Source organism: Cyclobacteriaceae bacterium, from assembly GCA_030584025.1.
Classification (GTDB): Bacteria; Bacteroidota; Bacteroidia; order Cytophagales; family Cyclobacteriaceae; genus UBA2336.
The window spans coordinates 1,975,469-1,993,562 of sequence record CP129487.1; the positions used below are offsets into that span (position 1 = coordinate 1,975,469).

The window sequence follows — 18,094 nt, forward strand, 5'->3', positions numbered from 1 at the left end:
GCGGTAACGAAGATTTATTTATATACAATTTAGCTTATGATCAGAAAGTTAGTCCCCCTTCTGTTTGTTGGCCTTTCGTTTCTATTATCTAAATGTTCGGAAGATGAAACTCCGAACTATCCGATTGAGCCTTACATGGAATTTAGGTCTATAAAATTTACAGAAACACCTGATGTAACAGAGCCGGATGAAATCGCTTTGACTTTTTATTATCGAGATGGCGATTCAAACCTAGGACTTGATCAATCCCTTGAATACCAGAGTGATCCATTTCATCATGCTTATTTCTTCAGGAAAATCGATGGTAGCCCTGTTACCTCTGATCATTTTTTTTTCAAAGAAGCCTCAATTGATGATCTTATTCAATATTCTGATTTAGATTATCCTCCATATGACACTATACCATACGTTAATAAGTACGATTGTAAGTATTGGTATTACTATGAGAATAAGTTCCTCTACTATCAACTAAACGAAAATCATTTTAATATTTTAGTGAAGTTCTTTTGGAGTGACAATGGCATTGACTTTATAGAACTCGATTGGATGGAATTAATTTGTCATACATTAAATGGAAGATTCCCCGATTTGAGTGAAGCCAAAAATAATTCAACCATTTCATCGGGCCCATTTACTATCCAAGTCAAGAACAATTTCGAGGGTAAAATAACCTATACCATACAAAGCAACGGGTTTAAACCGTTATTTGGAGGGAAAAAGCTTAAAATATCGATACAGATCAAGGATAGGGCATTGAACAATAGTAATATAATAGAGACTGATATTCTTGAGCTATAATCAGTTGAATTACTTATCCAAAACCCATTTCAACGTCACTTGCTGCACCGGATTCACTTGGTGATCAATGCTTATTTGAAACCCTGCCACTAACTAAACCTGCCCCGCTATCTAATGCTACTTCGGGTACACAATACCTAATTCCCCTTACATTTTGCATAATTCTAACATCTGTTAGTTTCAAATCTGCTAATTTATTCAAGTGATCTAATGTTCGCGTCAGCAACGGATTGCAAATTAATCCTCCCGAAAACGTTTGCCCTCCTATTTTGAGCTGTCTGCCCCTGCTCTATTTCCTGATTGTATCCCAACTTTCTGTGGATTAAAATAAAAATCAGGGTTAGGTAAACCGAAACCATGCGCACCAGGCTCAGAAAATTGCTTCGTAACGAACGCTTTCTCAAGCAACTCGAAATAGGCATCGGCCTCTGTGCGCTCCTCGTAATCCTTATCCTGCTTCGTATTTTCTTCTATTAACCCTAAACACTAAACCCACCATTTATGAGAAAATTGTTTTTACTGAAAAACAACATGCGAATGGCCGGCCTGATGGTGTGCCTGCTATTTGCGGGGGCGCACGCCATGGCACAAAAAGCTGTGGTTACCGGACTTGTGAAAGATCCTTCCGGTGTTGAAATGCCGGCAGTAAACGTACTAATTAAAGGATCGCTTACTGGTGTTACAACAGATGCCAACGGCAGATTCAGCATTGAAGCAGGCCCTGATGATGTGCTGGTATTCTCCTTTATTGGGTATGCCTCGCAGGAAATAAGAGTCGGCTCTCAATCGGTCATTAACATTACCCTACAGGAAGACATAACCGCTCTTCAGGAAGTAGTAGTGGTGGGTTATGGTACCCAGAGAAAAAGTGATTTAACAGGAGCGCTTTCTTCTGTTTCCGGAGAATCACTAAGGGGCACAGTAACCGCAAGTATTGATCAGGCTTTGCAAGGCCGTGCAGCCGGTGTTCAGGTAACACAAAACTCCGGTCAGCCGGGTGGTGCAGTGTCCATTCGCATCAGGGGAACAACTTCCCTTACACAAAGTAGCGAACCACTCTATATTATTGACGGCATTCAGGTTGGCGGTAATGCGCAGGGAATTTCCGGTTTCGACTGGCAGGGCGGAGCAGGAGGTCAACAACAAGCTGCCAGTAACCCGCTTGCGGCTATTAACCCAACCGACATTGAGAGTATAGAAATTCTTAAAGATGCTTCTGCTACCGCGATCTACGGATCACGTGCAGCAAATGGTGTTGTCATTGTTACTACAAAGCGGGGAAAACAAGGAGAAGCAAAACTCAATTTCAACAGCTTCTACGCCTTTCAGGAAGTGTATAAAGTGTTCGACATGATGGATTTACCCACCTATGCACAATACAATAATGAAGTTGCACAGGAAGTATCAACCATTACCGCTAACCCGAACTTTGCTGATCCGAGCCTGTTAGGTCCGGGCACCGATTGGCAGGATGCTGTTTTTCGTGTAGCCCCGATGCAAAGCCACACCCTTACTGCAACAGGCGGAAATGAAAATACTCAATACATGGTTTCGGGAGGATACTTCAAACAGGATGGTATCATCATCGGATCGAACTTCGATCGGTTTAACCTGCGCGCCAATATCGACAGCCGGGTAAAGGAAAAAGTAAAAATGGGAATGAGCATCGGTCTTTCCAGGAAGAACGAAACGATAACACTTCAGGATGGTGGTGATGGTGTAATCTCGCAGGCTGCACAAATGGGTCCACATATTCCTGTACGCAACTTTGATGGAAGCTTTGCGGGCCCAAGTCAACAGGAACTTTCAGCCCAGGTTGGCGCCAACCCAGTAGCACTTGCCCTATTGAGAAACAACACTGTACTCAACAACAGACTCATGTCGAACATGTATGTGGATGTTGAATTTATTAAAGGGCTAAATTTCAGGTCTGAGATTGGTGTTGATTACAACACCACACTTAATAAAGCTTTCATGCCAACGTATGAATGGGGGCGTGTTAGAAATACCATCAGTCAACTGGGGCAACGTTCGGATCAAAGCTTTTTCTGGCTGTGGAAAAATTATGCTACATACAATAAATCATTTGGTGGCCATGATATTACAGCCATGGCGGGTATAGAAGCCCAGAAAGGCCGTTGGGAAAATATGATCATCTATAAATTTAACGTACCGAACGACCTTCCGGTGGTTAGTCAGGGAGACGTTAACGAGAATTTCCCTCCTACCGGGCAAATTGAATGGAACTCCCTTTACTCACAATTTGGGCGAATCAACTACAACTACAATGATCGCTATCTGCTAACCGCGACTGTACGAAGAGATGGTTCTTCCCGGTTTGGTGCGAATAACCGATGGGGAGTATTCCCTTCCGTATCATTTGCATGGCGTGTTTCGAACGAAAACTTCTTCCCTCAAAATGATGTAATCAGTAACGTTAAACTGAGATTGGGATGGGGACAAACAGGTAATCAGGAAATCCAGAACTATGCTTTTGGTTCCATGCTCACTACGGTGCAATCTTTTTTCGGACCCTCCGTACGCAACAATGCCTACTCCAACCCGGATGTTCAATGGGAAGCTACTGCCATGACCAATATTGGATTGGATGCAGAATTGTGGAGTGGCCGGGCTACACTTACGTTTGAGGCCTACAATAAAGTAACCGATAACCTGCTACTTCAAGTGCCGCTGCCGGCAACATTTGGAAATCAGGTTCAAGGTCCTCAGGCCAATGTTGGCAGTATGACCAACAAAGGAGTTGAATTGACACTTACAACTGTAAACATCGACAAAGGAAGATTTAAATGGACGTCCAACGCAAACCTATCCGTTAACCGAAACCGCGTTACCGATATGGGTGGCACCACCATTTTCAGAAACCTGTATTGGTATACCGGATTTGAAACAGCAACCATGACACGCGCTGGTTTTCCGGTTGGTCAATTCTATGGTTTTGTGATGGAAGGCATCTTCACTTCAAAAGAAGAAATTCTAAACCATGCCGTTCAAATTCAGGCACCTAATTCAGTCACAGCTGAAAATCCAAATGGTGTTAACCTGATAGAAAGAACGCAAGGTTTGTGGTTAGGCGATGTTAAATGGAAAGACATTAACGGAGATGGCGTAATCAATAGTCAGGATCAAACAGTTATTGGCGATCCTAACCCCGATTTCACATTTGGTTTCAACAACACGTTCACCTATGGTCCATTTAGTTTGGATCTGTTCATCATTGGATCTGTTGGTGGCGACATTCTGAATTACTCACGCGCCCGTAATGAGCAAATGATTGGAAACTTTGATAACCAATCTATGAGTGTAATCAACAGGGCCCGAACCCAACTAAAACCGGATGGTCTTGATATAAACGTTATTGATGATGTGGAGCTGGTCAATCCAGAAACAAATATGCCACGATTTGATAACGGTGGAGAAAATCGCAATCACTACATGTCAAGCCGGTGGATTGAAGATGGCACCTATGTTAGACTTCAGAACACACGGTTCAGCTACAACCTACCGCAAGCGATTCTTAAAAAGGTTAAAATTTCCAACGTGCAGGTTTACGCCAACATTCAAAACCTGGCTACCATTACCAAGTACAAGGGACTTGACCCTCAAATCGGTGCGTTCAACCAAAGCGCATTGATGCAGAACGTTGACATGGGACGTTATCCGGCACCTCGTGTATACACATTCGGTATTAATGTTGATTTCTAAAATGATTACAACTATGAAGCAATACACAAAATATTTTTTGACTGCAGTACTCCTGGTTGTACTCAGCTCATGTAAAGAAGATTTTCTGGAATACGTTCCGGAAGACAGACCCACGGTAAATTCCTGGTACCGCAACAAAAGCGAAATACGCCAGGCAACAGCTTCCCTGTATGGACGCGTTTGGTGGAGTGTTAATGATCAATTCAGTTGGCTGGCCGGTGATGTAATGGCCGGTGACATTCACCATAACTGGGATGCCGAAGGACAATTCTTTTATATGTCGTTCAATGAAGCAAACCAGTATATCGGTCAAGGTTGGCAAGGATTTTATGATGTCATATCCTTTGCCAACCTCATCATTGACGATATGCCAACCATTGCCTCCGGTTACGGGGTTGATCAAACCACTATCAATGAAGGCTTGGGAGAAGCCAGGTTTATGCGCGGTATCGCCTACTATATGTTGGTTGAATATTGGGGCGAAGCACCCATTATTGAAAGAGCAGCAGAGAAAGTTGCCAGTGGCGACTTGTTGTTACCTAAAAACACAACAGCAAGCCTGTATGAATTTGCCCGAAGAGATTTGGTTTTTGCTGCCGAAAATCTTCCGGCTACAGATGATCCGGGAAGAGTAACGCAATGGGCCGCTAAAGGATTACTTGCCAAACTTCACCTTTCCCTGGCACAACGAAGTGTGGGTGGTGAAAACATTGGATCAGCTAATGATTTTACACTTGCCGCGAATTACGCAGCCGATGTAATCAATAACAGCGGGCGTTCGTTACACCCAAATTATGAGGACTTATTTAAGGTTGAGAATGAACACAATCCCGAAATTCTTTTTGCGCCACAACTCATAAACGGTGGTTGGGGATTCGGTAGCAGTCGTCAGGCGCGTTTTGCCCGAAGTACCGTTGTTACCGGTGATGCCACCGCGTGGGGATCAGGAAAGTGTGCTACCGTAAGTTTAATCAATACAGTTTCTGCAAATGCAGGCGGTGATACTGACCTACGTAGAAAGGCTATCTATATGCAAAGTGGTGATCACTATGATTACATCTCAACTGAAAATGGTGGATATACCTATAATATTGTTTCGCGCGATGCCGAGAATACAGTAATAGAGGGCTCTACGCCTACACTTACTAGTTTAAAGAAACAAATTGTTGGCAATGATGTCGACAATGGAGGTTTCGCAATCACAAATCAGGACTCACCGCTCGATATCTATTATTTACGCCTGGCCGATGTTTACCTGCTGTACACTGAAGCCTTGATGGGTGCAAGCAATGAATTATCCGGAGGCCCCGGACTTGATGCCCTTAACGCAGTACGGGCCAGGGCTGGTCTTGACCCACGAACTACCGTTACGTATGAACAGCTATTTAATGAACGGAGAATTGAGTTGGCATTAGAGGCCCAATCCTGGCTTGATATAAAACGCAGGTACTACCGCAATGCCAATGAAGCTCTCAATTACCTGAACAGCCAAAACCGGACCGACATGTATTTTAGAATTGATGCCAATGATGCTTTGGAAAATGATCCTGCCGGATATGAACTCGTTCCAGCCGGTACCACATCACCAAACGACAATCAAAATACGGATCCGGTTGTAGTGTTTACGGCTTCCAAAATGAGATTACCTATTCCTGGAAATCAGGTGGTGATTAATCCGTTACTGGCACCTGATCAGGAACCTGTAGAGTATGATTTCAACTAAAAATCCAGGATGAACATGAAACTGAAAAAATATTTAATTGGTGCACTCATACCATGTATGCTGTTAAGTGCACTTCTTGTTCCAACATCATGCGAGATGACTGGAGATGGAACGAACATAGAATCACCTGATGGGCCTCCTGTCATCAACTACATCCGGTTGGCTAACCCTGAAACTTCAGATTCGCTAATCGCGAGCGCAACACTGGGAACAGGTATAGTGATTATGGGTAAAAACCTGGGTGGAACCCGTGAAGTTTGGTTTAACGACCAAAAAGCTGTTGGGTTAAATCCAACCTGGGTTACAAACCGTAACATTTTTGTGAGTGTACCCAGTATTGCACCCGGTACAATCACAGACAAGTTGTATCTGGTTGATGCAAAAGGAAACACACTTGAATATCCATTTGTGGTGGCCATTCCACCCCCTGTTGTTACCAGTGCACGTAACGAATGGCCTCAAGATGGTGAGAACCTGGTGATCAACGGCAACTACTTTTTCGATCCTGTAACCGTTACATTTTCAGGTGGTGTTCAAGGTGAAGTCGTATCCGTAACACAGTCGCGTGTAGAGGTTACCGTTCCTGAAGGTGCCACAGAAGGGCCTGTCACTGTTGCTACAAATTTTGGAGACGTTGAGTCCGGCTTTCATGTTTGGGATTCACGAAACATCATTTTGAATTTTGATGACAAAGTGGCAAATGGATGGCGAATTGGATTACGTGAAAATCTCGAAAACCCGATAGATGGAAACTATTTGGTGATCCGTGGGAATATTGCCGCTAACCAACGCGATGAAGGCCCTGGCGCACCATCAGAATCACCGCTTTGTATGGAGTTCTGGGGTGGACCTGCCGGTCGTACTGAGAATTTTTATCCGTTATACCCCAACTCATATCGTGAGTACGTAGTGAAGTTTGAAGCCAAAATCAAAAACTGGTATGGTGGATACCTCAACTTGTGTTTGTCTACACCTACCCATGCAGGAAGCAATCAGGAAATCTGGAGCAACAGCTTAAATGCAAGAGCCATTTGGGGACCGTGGGCAGCAACAGGTTCGGAGGTTACCACAAACGGAAGATGGATCACCGTAACCATTCCATTAACCGAATTCCAGTATTATATGGGCATGGAGGGATCGAATGTGGTGTATACACCTAATCAACCTTTTGTTGAATCTGCGGCAGGTTCTTTCAGCACATGGTTCCTGGGGTCACCTGAAAACAACGGAGGTAACGTTGAGTTCCACATTGACAACATTCGTTTCGTAGAATTTTAATTACTAAAAAGATGAGAAACATTGTTACATACAGCATATACTTCCTGGTTATGGCTTGCACAATCAGCAGCCTTAGTCTACTTACTTCGTGCCAGGATGATGAAAAACCCAGCGAGATCGTTTTGTTGAGTTTTGGCCCATCGGGTGTACAGCATGGCGATGAAATTACCTTCTTCGGGCAAAACCTCGATAAGGTAACTGCCATCGTTCTTAGACCCAATGTGGAAATTCCTAAAAGTTCGTTCAAATCGGTAACTGCTGAACGTATAAATATAATTGTACCCGATGAAGCGGAAGCTGGAACAATCCTTTTAAAAACTCCGCAAGGCGATATCGAAAGCAAGACTATCTTGAATTTTGATGTGCCTGTTGTAATTGAAAGTATAACAGCAGAAGCAAAACCGGGAACCAACATTACCATTAGCGGTGAAAAGGTAAACTGGATTGAGGACATCACGTTTCCAAGCGACCTGACGATTTCAAAAGACGACTTTGTAAGTCGATCACTTACTGAAGTAGTCGTTACCGTACCCATGGAAGCGCAAACCGGATTTCTGATTTTCACAGTTGGTGGAACGGAAGGCATGACTTTTGGCACTGAAGAGCAACTAATCGTTACCGTTCCTACGGTTACCGATGTTGAGCCCTTATCGATCAGACACACACATGAACTAACTATTACCGGTACTGACCTGGATCTGGTTACTGCCGTAACGTTTGGCGGAGGCGCTGAGGTGCTAAAGGCTGATTTTGTCAGTCATTCAGAAACCGAAATAATCGTTAATGTTCCGGCTACAACCATCAAAGGAAAGTTAACATTAAAGCAAGCTTCACCGGTAACGGTACAAACGGAAGATGAACTTACCATCATCTTACCAATCGGTACAGCAGCAACCCCCTCACCGGCTGTTCCCGGAACGGATGACCTTACCATTACCGGTACAAACCTTGATCTCGTTGCAGAATTAGGCCTACCAACTTACGGTGCTGTTGCAGCCACAAGTTTTAAATCACACACGGCAACACAGATAGTACTTGCAGTTCCGGAAGGAACAAAATCAGGTGGCATTACCTACAAAACTATTCACGGTTTCTCCGGAAACCTGGGTGTAACGGTACGCGTACCAGCCCCTGGACCTCCCCCGCTTCCCATAACCTTGTATGACGAAACCATTGCGGCCGGTGGTGGCGATTGGAGTTGGAATGCCGTAGTGTCGGATCGGGCAAGCACGGAGCAGTTCTATTCTGGCGATGTGGCATGGAAGTTCGAAACCACAAGTGGTGGTGGTCTTTCGGCTGGTGGCATCACCGCTGTTGATGCAACAAGTCAGGAAGTATTTACCTTCGCTGTGTATGGTGGTCCCGGAACCGATGGGCTTGAGGTAGCCGCCATTCTCAATGATAACTGGGGTGATTATAATTCAGTAACATTGGTAGAGGGCGCATGGACAGAATACCAAATCCCCCTTAGTTCATACCCGACAACAAACCTCACACAGGTTGTACGATTCGCCTTGAAGGTTGAGGGCGCATCTTCATCCATTATTTATGCAGACCGGGTTGGTTTTGGCCCAGCGGGACCTGCGCCTTTGGATTATTATCTGTTTGATGATGCGCTGCAAAATGGTTGGCAACAGTGGGATGGTTGGGACCTGAACTCCAAAGATTTTGCAAATGAGGAAGAAGTGTTTAAAGGAACCAAGTCTATAAAAGCCGTTTACAGTGGCCAATATGGTGCTATTCAGATTGGACGAGGATCAGCCTTTGACATGACGGGGTACACCACTTTAACCTTCCGTGTATATGCTGCTGCCGCGCAACAGTTAATCGTGCAACTAAACAATGATGCCGATAATTATTTGAACATACCACAGGGTTGGAGTGAAGTAAGTTTACCTGTAGCCACTATGAATGGCAACACCAGCGCAGTTTCAGAATTGCGCATTAAAAACAACAACGCCAACCTACCGGTAACCCTGTATTTTGATGAAATAGGATTAAGAAATTAAATCAGTAATAGAACAAAGAATAAGAAGGCTATTAGCTAAAAATAGCCTTCTATTCTTTAAATTAAAGACCAATTATATTTATTAGATACGTCCCAATTCCGATTCGAACATGAAAATTTCCAAGCTAGTTATCAGTGCGTGTTGCTTACTTGTCATAACCATTTTATTCTCTTGTAGTAGCGAAACACCTGAAGCAAAAGAACCCGATGTGGATCCGGTTTCAGATAGTATTGCATTAACCATAAACCTGACCAACAAAAAGCAGGAAATGATCGGCTTTGGAGGCGCGCTTACCTGGTACAGTAATTGGCTTACCTCCAATACCAAGGTAAATGAAATTGCCGACCTGATGTTTACTGATTTGGGTATTGATATTATCCGTTTCAAAACATGGTACTATCCTGACAACTATCCCTCCAACAAGGAAGTAAGCAATATGTCTAACAACGGAGACAATGATTATGCAAAAGCGCATTGGGATGCAACCAATCAGTTATACACACTGGCAAAGCAACGAAACCCCAACGTAAAGGTTCTGCTATCATCATGGGGACCACCAATATCCTTGAAAGACAATAATAAATTAAGAGAAGGTACCCTTAAGAAAAATGAAAATGGCTTTATGTACGATGAGTTCGCAGAATACTGGAACAATCTGTTGGACTACACCCCCTTTAACCCTGACTATATCAGCATCCAGAATGAACCCACCTACACCAATTCAAACTGGACAACCTGTAAGTGGTCCATTTCTGAAACCGCAGCATTACCGGGATACAATACGGCCCTCAATAAAGTATATGATAAGATAAAAAACCGTGCGAATGTACCGCTATTGATTGGACCCGAGTCGCAAGACATACCTACGTATAGCCCATTTGTGAATGTCTTGAAAGACAATCCGAATTGCGCCATGTTTGGCTGGCATCCTTATAACATTAACTCAACCACTTCGGCCGCATCCATTACTGCATCACTCAACAACGTAGCCAGCCTTTCATCAAAGCCCAATATGATGACCGAGTTCTCTGATAACCTTTCATGGTTCAATACAGCCTTGTTTATTCAGGAGTCTTTAACTCGCGCCAACACTTCGGCTTACATTTATTGGAAACTCATGTGGGCCACACCCACTTCAGGCGAAGATGCAGCTATGATCAGTACCGGATCAAGTCCAACTTCACCGTACCAGGTAACACCCTACTATCATCTCATCAAGCACTTCTCAAAAAATATCGATGCAGGCTACCATCGGGTAGAAACAACAACGGCTACCACTCCTGCCTCAAATTTAGTTACGTCAGCATTTGTAAGTCCTGATAACACGAAAGTCACCATCGTTGTAATTAATAACGGCACATCGAATGCTAAAGTGCATTTTATTGCCGAAGGTAAAACGGCTACCGGTATTAGCGTGGTTCAAAGCAAGGAAGGAAGCTACTACACATCGGTAACAACTACATCTCCTTCAAAATCGATAATCCTTCCGGGTAAAACCATAACTACGGTGGTGCTTGATCTATAGTGCTTTGTAAATGATTGATCGGTCCACTTTAATCGCAAGCTGTGTTTTATTGATGCTGCGTTCATTTGCTCAAGTAGATGATAACGCATCAGAAAAAACAATTATCCTGTACAATAATCTCAAGGCCATTCAAAACAGCAATTACTTTCTATTCGGACAAGAGTTTTTTAACAGTTTCAAGTTTAGTTCCGGTAGTGCACATGGTGATGAAACCTATTCCGATAGTCATGAAGTAACCGGAGCCTACCCTGCCGTGCTTGGGTCAGACTTCCATTACTATCTTGACAAGAGCGACACAGAAAGAGGCTACCACACCGATGCAGTAAAATGGGCTTACCAACAAGGGCTTGTTGTTACTTTTGACTGGCACATTAGCGCCCGAAACACCTCATCGTACACCTGCGATGGATCACCTGTTAATCTGGCTAAGAATATTGCCACTGGAAATACAAATGGCGATCGCGATTGGTACCTCGCTGAATTGGATAAGGTGGTCGACATCATTAACAACGATTTGGTCGTGAACGGTGAGAACATACCCATTGTATTCAGGCCACTGCATGAAATGAATGGCAATTGGTTTTGGTGGGGCGCCAACTGTTCAGGATTTACCCCTGCTGAGTACAAAGCTCTCTTTCAACTAACAGTCAAATATATTAAAGAAAGAACAACAAGTGTTTTATTCTGTTGGTCGCCCAATAGTCCGGTTAACAGTACGGTAATCACGAATTATTACCCTGGCGATGAATATGTAGATGTACTTGGCCTGGATATGTATGAAATTACAGCGAACCCTTTTCGTCAATATATAGCAGCTATTGTAGACTATGCCCAGACACACGGTAAAATTGCGGTGTTGAGTGAAACCGGATATCGAAACGATACAGGAAACGGAGAAACTGCCGCTAAGTATTGGAACGATACCGTGCTGCCGGCTATTGTAAATGATACATCCGGAAAGGCATTAAATATTGCATGGGTATTGACGTGGATTAACGCCAGTTGGTCGCATCCCTATGTGCCACATGCCGCCAGTACAACAGCGGCCAAACAAAGCTTCAGCAATTTTAAAAACTCAAAACATGTGATGTTTAGCGATGAGATTGAAAACATATATCAGCCTCTACTCATCCTGTCAAACGAAGAAAATTTTAACGCGGATAACGTGCATGTGAAGCTTATCCCGGACCGGCATCAGATTGTTGTTGAGTTTAAAGAATTCTACTCACCAACATGGGTCAGTATTTTTGATCTGTCCGGAAAGAAATTAATCGAAGAAAAAACAGACAAACAGGAAATTATCTTTTCAACGGAACGACTGTTGATAAAACCAGCAGTTTATATCATTAAGGTTGCAAACGCAAACAAAACCGTAGTTCAGAAATTATTGATACGATAAGTTCTTCACCGTGTATGGGTGAATGCACTGTTTGTTTTAAAAGGATAAAATGAATAGATTAATATTCATGAAACGGAATACAGCAGCGAATAGAAGAAGTAGCGCCCTCCTGCTATGGATGAGCATCCTGGTGATTGTGTTAATTCCGTTTATCAGCCAGGCTCAACCCGAAGATTTACACAAGAAAAAACTCGTATTTGATCAGCTGCAGGAAGAGTTAAGCTTATCACAAAGTTCAATCAATTGTATCTTACAGGACAGCGAAGGATACCTCTGGATCGGTACCTGGTCAGGATTGATTCGCTATGATGGATATACAACCACCGTGTTTCACTCCGAAAATCAACCCGGAAAATTACAAAGCAATAAGATACTTACGCTATACGAAGATCAATCCGGATTTCTGTGGATAGGCACACATATGGGCGGCCTTTTCCGGTATAACAAAAACAATACTACGTTTGAAAAATTTGCAAACGATGAGCTTGATCCATCCAGTCTAAGCAACAATAATATCCGCGCCATACAGGAAGATGCTGCAGGCAATTTGTGGATTGGAACTGAAAATGGAATCAACATTCTTAAAAAAGATGGCTCAGGTTTTTCACACATCAATACTAAAACCTCCCCTACGCTTACTCACGACTATATTACATCATTACACAAGTCAGCCAACAACGAAATGTGGATTGGCACAGTCTACGGACTCAATAAATTACAAAGTGGCGATGACCGTTATGTGTTTAAAAACTACCTGTTCGATAAGGAACCGGAAAACCATGGGTTACATAACCACATTTATGATATCGCAAGTCTTCCTACTGAAAATGGTACCGGCATTTGGCTAACAACCAAAAAAGGACTTAAGGCGCTTATTAATGGACAGCTTAACAGCTATAGCGTCCCTAACAAACCCGCAAGTTACAGTTTGTTTAGCAGTCTTCAGGTTGTTCCGGGCGACCGCCCCTACCTGATAGCGGGTTCTGAGTCTGGAATTTCATTCTTCGATGTAGCGGCCATGCAATTTGATGAACGCATTCAAACCGGTTGGAACGAAATGAATTTAAGCCACGGTTCTGTCACATCGTTATATATTGATCGTGGTGGTGTATTGTGGGTGGGTACAAAAAAGGGTATCAATAAATTTGACTCGTACACTAAAGAATTTGAGTCGTTTACTGTTGCCCAGTTCGATAAAACCAAAAGTATTATTACAGGCATTCAACTATCCGCTACTGGAGGGTATTGGATATCTACCATTGGTGGAGGGCTTTATAAGTTTGATGGAAATAATTCCTTCACAAAGTATAAGATTATCGCACCGGAAGAAAATACCTTCACCGAGTTTGTTCAAACCCTGTACTCTGATGGAAAGGGAAGTGTATGGGTGGGCACCGCTGGCGCTGGCGTTTATCACTTCAATGAACATCAGCTTACCACACCAGAGATCACTTCTTACAATCATTATTCAACTGAAACCAATCCTATATTAAAGGATAATTACATCATGGCCATAACAAGCGATGGACGTGACAATGTATTGATTGGAACATGGAGCGGTGGCTTATATAAGATTCTGCAACATGGTGATGTTATTCGCTATGAAGATCCGCGGCTGTCAACCGCACCTAATGTGATCCTATATGTTGACCGGTCGGGCACAACCTGGGTAGGCACCCGCGGCAATGGTTTCTTCAGCATTAAAGAAGACGGAGTAGAGCTAAAAGTAGAACACTATAAACGATCGGAGACAAATAGCATCAACGATAATTTCATCAACTGCATATATGAAGATCATGCCGGAATTTTTTGGCTGGCAACCGATGGCGGATTAAGTTCCTTTGACAGAAGGCGTAACATCTTTGAGCATTACAAAATTGAGGGAGGCCCCAGTAACGATGTTATTGTGAGCATCCTGGAGGATAGTCAGGGAAAATTATGGCTTGCCCACTGGAATGGCTTGACCGTAGTTGACCCTTCAGATGAAACCTGGACACGAAACTATGATCGAAACGATCATATCATGGGCGGTTTCTACTATAATAATGTTTGTACCAAAGGCATAGAGGGAGAGCTGCTGTTTGCAGGTTCGGAAGGTTTTAACCGGATTGACACAAAAAAAATAATTCAACGACCTGAAAATTCTCCTTTAGCCATTACCCAGTTTGAATTATTTGGAAAAGACGTTGCCTATGGAGAAGAAGTAAACGGCCGAACACTGTTAAACGAACCGCTTCGCAATAACTCCATCATTGAATTGAAGCATTTCGAAAACTCCATTGCCTTCGAGTTTGCCTCGCTCGATTTTGCAGCTCCTCCTAAAATCCGGTATGCGTATATGCTGGAAGGATTTAACGATACCTGGAGTTACACAGAAAGTGATAGAAGGTTTGCCAACTATACCAACCTGAACCCCGGTACCTACACGTTTAAGGTAAAGGCATCCGGCATAGACGGTACCTGGCAGGAAAAGTACAGTCAGCTCACGCTTATCATTCATCCGCCTTGGTGGAAAACATACTGGGCAGCCGTATTATATGTATTGCTCGGATTTGTAGCCCTGTACATTTTCAGAAAATTCATTCTGCTACGTGCCAACTTGCTTCACGACATAAAACTTGAACGCTTACAACGCGAAAACCTGGAAAAGTTAAACAAAGCCAAACTCGATTTCTTTACGAATATTTCTCACGAGTTCCGTACACCACTTACCCTTATACTCGGGCCGGCACAATCACTTTTAGAATCGGGAGAGTTAAGCAAGCAGGGAAGAAACGATGTTGCCAGTATCAGCGACAATTCGCAACGCTTGCTAAGGCTTGTTAATCAACTGCTAGATTTCAGAAAAGCCGAATCAGGAAACCTTGACCTGAAAGTATCTGAAGGCAACATGGTGAGGTTTGTGCGTGAAATCAAACTTTCATTTGATTCGCTAGCTGAACAGATGCAGATCAATTTCCGCATGGAATCTACCCATGAAAATATTAAGGTGTGGTTTGATCGCGATCAATTTGAAAAAATCCTGTTCAACCTGTTATCCAATGCATTTAAACACACTCCGCAAGGCGGAAGAATCGTGCTTGAGGTGAATGACGTGGGTAACCATGTGGAGATTATCGTAAAAGACTCCGGTAGAGGCATCCGCCAGGAACACTTCGAACAAATTTTTCAAACCTTTTTCAGTTATGATGAAGACCGGCAACATACCGGAACAGGCATAGGACTTGCACTTTCAAAAAGCCTGATCGATATGCACCACGGAACCCTTCAGGTTGAAAGTAAGGAAGGGGAATACACACATTTTAAGATCACCTTAAAGAAAGGAAAAGACCACTTCACTCATGAAGAAATTCAACCCTGGTCAGATGACCTGGAATCCATGGACCACTACCCTTCGCTGATTGATGCGGAATGGAGCTCCATCGTTTACGAGGAGTCAAATGAAAAGAGCGACAGAAGCAAATCGTCCTTACCGAAACTGTTGATCGTGGAAGATGTTGGCGCTGTACGCGCGTACATTAAATCGATTTTTAATAAAAATTATACAGTTATAGAAGCCACACAAGGTGAAGAAGGATGGGATAAGGCGTTGAACAACATCCCCGATATTATTATCAGCGATGTAATGATGCCGGTTATGGATGGCATTACGTTATGTAAGCGACTAAAATCTGACAAACGAACATCACACATTCCACTTATTTTGCTTACTGCGCGTACCTCCTTGATTTTTAAAGTGGAAGGGCTTGAAACGGGGGCTGATGAATACCTGACAAAGCCATTCAACCCCAGGGTGCTGGAGTTAAAAGCGAGAAACCTGCTTCAACTTCGTGCTCGCTTGCACGAAGCCTTTAAGAACAGCCAGGTACTTAACATTGAACCTAAAAAAGTAACACTCAACTCAGCAGACGAATTATTCATACAACAAGTGCTGGAGAGCATAGAAAACAACATGCCTAATGCTGAGTACACCATAGAACATCTTTGCCATGATGTTGCCATGAGCCGCATGCAGCTATACCGAAAACTAAAAGCACTCACAGGCCTTTCTGCCAATGAGTTTATTCGTTGCATGCGCTTGAAACGTGCTGCACAACTGTTGGAACAACAACAGCTTACCATAGCAGAAGTGACCTACGAAGTTGGATTTACAGATCTCCCCTACTTCCGTGAATGTTTTAAGAAAATGTTTGGCGTTACACCTTCAGAATATGCCCAACGAAACATGATGGAGAAATAATGAAATGTAGCCTAAGAATCGTTCTGTTTGTTATCCTCATAGCTGATGTCAGTGCAGCAAAAGCGAATGTCATTCTACCATCCCTTTTCAGCGATCACATGGTGCTGCAACAAAATACCACCGTTACCATTTGGGGATGGGCCAAGGCGCTGGAAGAAGTAAAAATTACAGTAAGCTGGAATACAGCCAAAGAATACAAGAAAGTGACGGATGTTACCTCCCACTGGAGTTTCAATATTGAAACCCCAAAAGCCGGAGGCCCCTATCAGATTACCATACAAGGGTATAACACCATTGTTATCGATGATGTACTTATTGGTGAAGTGTGGTTGGGCAGTGGTCAATCTAACATGGAGTGGACGCCAGCCATGAAAATTGATGGTGGTGAAGATGAAAAATTGAAAGCCAATTATCCGCAGCTACGGTTTTTTACAGTTCTGCCCTGGGCTGATCCAACACCACAAAAGTATGTGGCCGGAAAATGGGTGGTGTGTACTCCGGAAAGTATGTACTACTTCAGCGCGTTGATGTATTTTTTCGGAAGGGAAATTCATTCCAAAGTAAATGCTCCAGTCGGACTTATCTGTTCAGCTTGGGGTGGTTCACCTGCTGAAGCGTGGATGCCTGAATCCATTTTTGAAAGTGACAACATCTTAAAAGCAAGCGCCAATTCATTAACGCCTGTCAGGTGGAGCCCGATTGAACCGGCACGTTTGTACAACACTATGGTCCATCCTCTAATTCCTTACAAGATCAAGGGCGCATTGTGGTATCAAGGTGAAGCAAACACAAGCAATGCTAACCACTACCAACGAACACTAACAGCGCTGATTAACAGTTGGCGCGCGTCATGGGGCTACGACTTTCCATTCTACATCGTCCAGATAGCCCCATGGTCGGGTTATGGTAAGGATAATGTTTCGGGAGCTGTTGTACGGGATCAACAACGAAAAGTAACGGAGTCAGTTCCTAATACCGGGTTGGTAGTTGTATCCGATATTGGCGATCTGGAAGACATCCATCCCCGAAACAAAATCGATGTGGGAAAAAGATTGGTGGCATGGGCACTTCATCATGATTATGGATTTACCATTCCATTTTCAGGGCCGCTGTATCAATCGTATGAAATAAAAAATGGTAAGGTAATTATTCATTTCAGGCACAGCGAAGGAGGATTGTTAGCCAAAGGTGGCGTGTTAAGCGAGTTTGAGCTCTACGATGGGAAACAGTGGCTTTCTGCTTCTGCTAAAATCAACGGAGCAACTGTAGTCCTGAATACAAAACCTCTTCAAACAGTAAAAGGTTTTCGCTTCGCCTATAAAAATGATTCCAATCCGAATCTTTTTAACAAGGCCAATCTACCCGCATCCTGTTTTGAAGTGTTGATAGACAAGTAGAC

General features: G+C 43.3%; 9 protein-coding genes. All 9 read left to right on the forward strand.

What is annotated here, in order from left to right; translation table 11 throughout:
• Positions 1 to 36 precede the first annotated feature (36 nt).
• The 9 genes from QY309_08875 to QY309_08915 all read left to right on the forward strand — a co-directional run bounded on the left by QY309_08875 (position 37) and on the right by QY309_08915 (position 18,092).
• Complete coding sequence (locus QY309_08875) at positions 37 to 798, forward strand: hypothetical protein (protein WKZ61593.1); 762 nt, start codon at positions 37 to 39, stop codon at positions 796 to 798.
• Positions 799 to 1,299: 501 nt separating this feature from the next.
• The gene (locus tag QY309_08880) at positions 1,300 to 4,521 is read left to right on the forward strand and encodes a TonB-dependent receptor (GenBank protein WKZ61594.1); all 3,222 of its coding nucleotides are present in this window, start codon (positions 1,300 to 1,302) and stop codon (positions 4,519 to 4,521) included.
• Positions 4,522 to 4,534: 13 nt separating this feature from the next.
• Positions 4,535 to 6,244: a RagB/SusD family nutrient uptake outer membrane protein gene (locus tag QY309_08885; protein WKZ61595.1), complete on the forward strand. Its 1,710-nt coding sequence runs from the start codon at positions 4,535 to 4,537 to the stop codon at positions 6,242 to 6,244.
• A 15-nt stretch (positions 6,245 to 6,259) separates the two neighbouring features.
• The gene (locus QY309_08890) at positions 6,260 to 7,522 is read left to right on the forward strand and encodes a glycan-binding surface protein (GenBank protein WKZ61596.1); all 1,263 of its coding nucleotides are present in this window, start codon (positions 6,260 to 6,262) and stop codon (positions 7,520 to 7,522) included.
• 11 nt (positions 7,523 to 7,533) lie between these two features.
• Entirely contained in the window at positions 7,534 to 9,531 is a 1,998-nt protein-coding gene (locus tag QY309_08895) for an IPT/TIG domain-containing protein (GenBank protein WKZ61597.1), read from the forward strand.
• A 109-nt stretch (positions 9,532 to 9,640) separates the two neighbouring features.
• Complete coding sequence (locus QY309_08900) at positions 9,641 to 11,056, forward strand: glycoside hydrolase family 30 beta sandwich domain-containing protein (protein WKZ61598.1); 1,416 nt, start codon at positions 9,641 to 9,643, stop codon at positions 11,054 to 11,056.
• A 52-nt stretch (positions 11,057 to 11,108) separates the two neighbouring features.
• Positions 11,109 to 12,455: a glycosyl hydrolase gene (locus tag QY309_08905; GenBank protein WKZ61599.1), complete on the forward strand. Its 1,347-nt coding sequence runs from the start codon at positions 11,109 to 11,111 to the stop codon at positions 12,453 to 12,455.
• Between the two features lie 67 nt (positions 12,456 to 12,522).
• Positions 12,523 to 16,695 (forward strand): two-component regulator propeller domain-containing protein, encoded by a 4,173-nt coding sequence (locus QY309_08910; GenBank protein WKZ61600.1) that lies wholly within the window; start codon positions 12,523 to 12,525, stop codon positions 16,693 to 16,695.
• A complete protein-coding gene (locus tag QY309_08915; protein ID WKZ61601.1) occupies positions 16,695 to 18,092 on the forward strand; it encodes a sialate O-acetylesterase in 1,398 nt (465 codons plus the stop codon). Before QY309_08910 ends, QY309_08915 begins: the two co-directional genes overlap by 1 nt.
• The last annotated feature ends 2 nt before the right edge of the window (positions 18,093 to 18,094 follow it).

Excerpts from the sequence above, each read along its gene's own strand:
- QY309_08910 (WKZ61600.1), top strand. The coding sequence starts at position 12,523 with ATGAAACGGAATACAGCAGCGAATAGAAGAAGTAGCGCCCTCCTGCTA.
- QY309_08900 (WKZ61598.1), top strand. The coding sequence starts at position 9,641 with ATGAAAATTTCCAAGCTAGTTATCAGTGCGTGTTGCTTACTTGTCATA.
- QY309_08905 (WKZ61599.1), top strand. The coding sequence starts at position 11,109 with ATGCTGCGTTCATTTGCTCAAGTAGATGATAACGCATCAGAAAAAACA.
- QY309_08885 (WKZ61595.1), top strand. The coding sequence starts at position 4,535 with ATGAAGCAATACACAAAATATTTTTTGACTGCAGTACTCCTGGTTGTA.
- QY309_08915 (WKZ61601.1), top strand. The coding sequence starts at position 16,695 with ATGAAATGTAGCCTAAGAATCGTTCTGTTTGTTATCCTCATAGCTGAT.
- QY309_08890 (WKZ61596.1), top strand. The coding sequence starts at position 6,260 with ATGAAACTGAAAAAATATTTAATTGGTGCACTCATACCATGTATGCTG.
- QY309_08875 (WKZ61593.1), top strand. The coding sequence starts at position 37 with ATGATCAGAAAGTTAGTCCCCCTTCTGTTTGTTGGCCTTTCGTTTCTA.
- QY309_08895 (WKZ61597.1), top strand. The coding sequence starts at position 7,534 with ATGAGAAACATTGTTACATACAGCATATACTTCCTGGTTATGGCTTGC.
- QY309_08880 (WKZ61594.1), top strand. The coding sequence starts at position 1,300 with ATGAGAAAATTGTTTTTACTGAAAAACAACATGCGAATGGCCGGCCTG.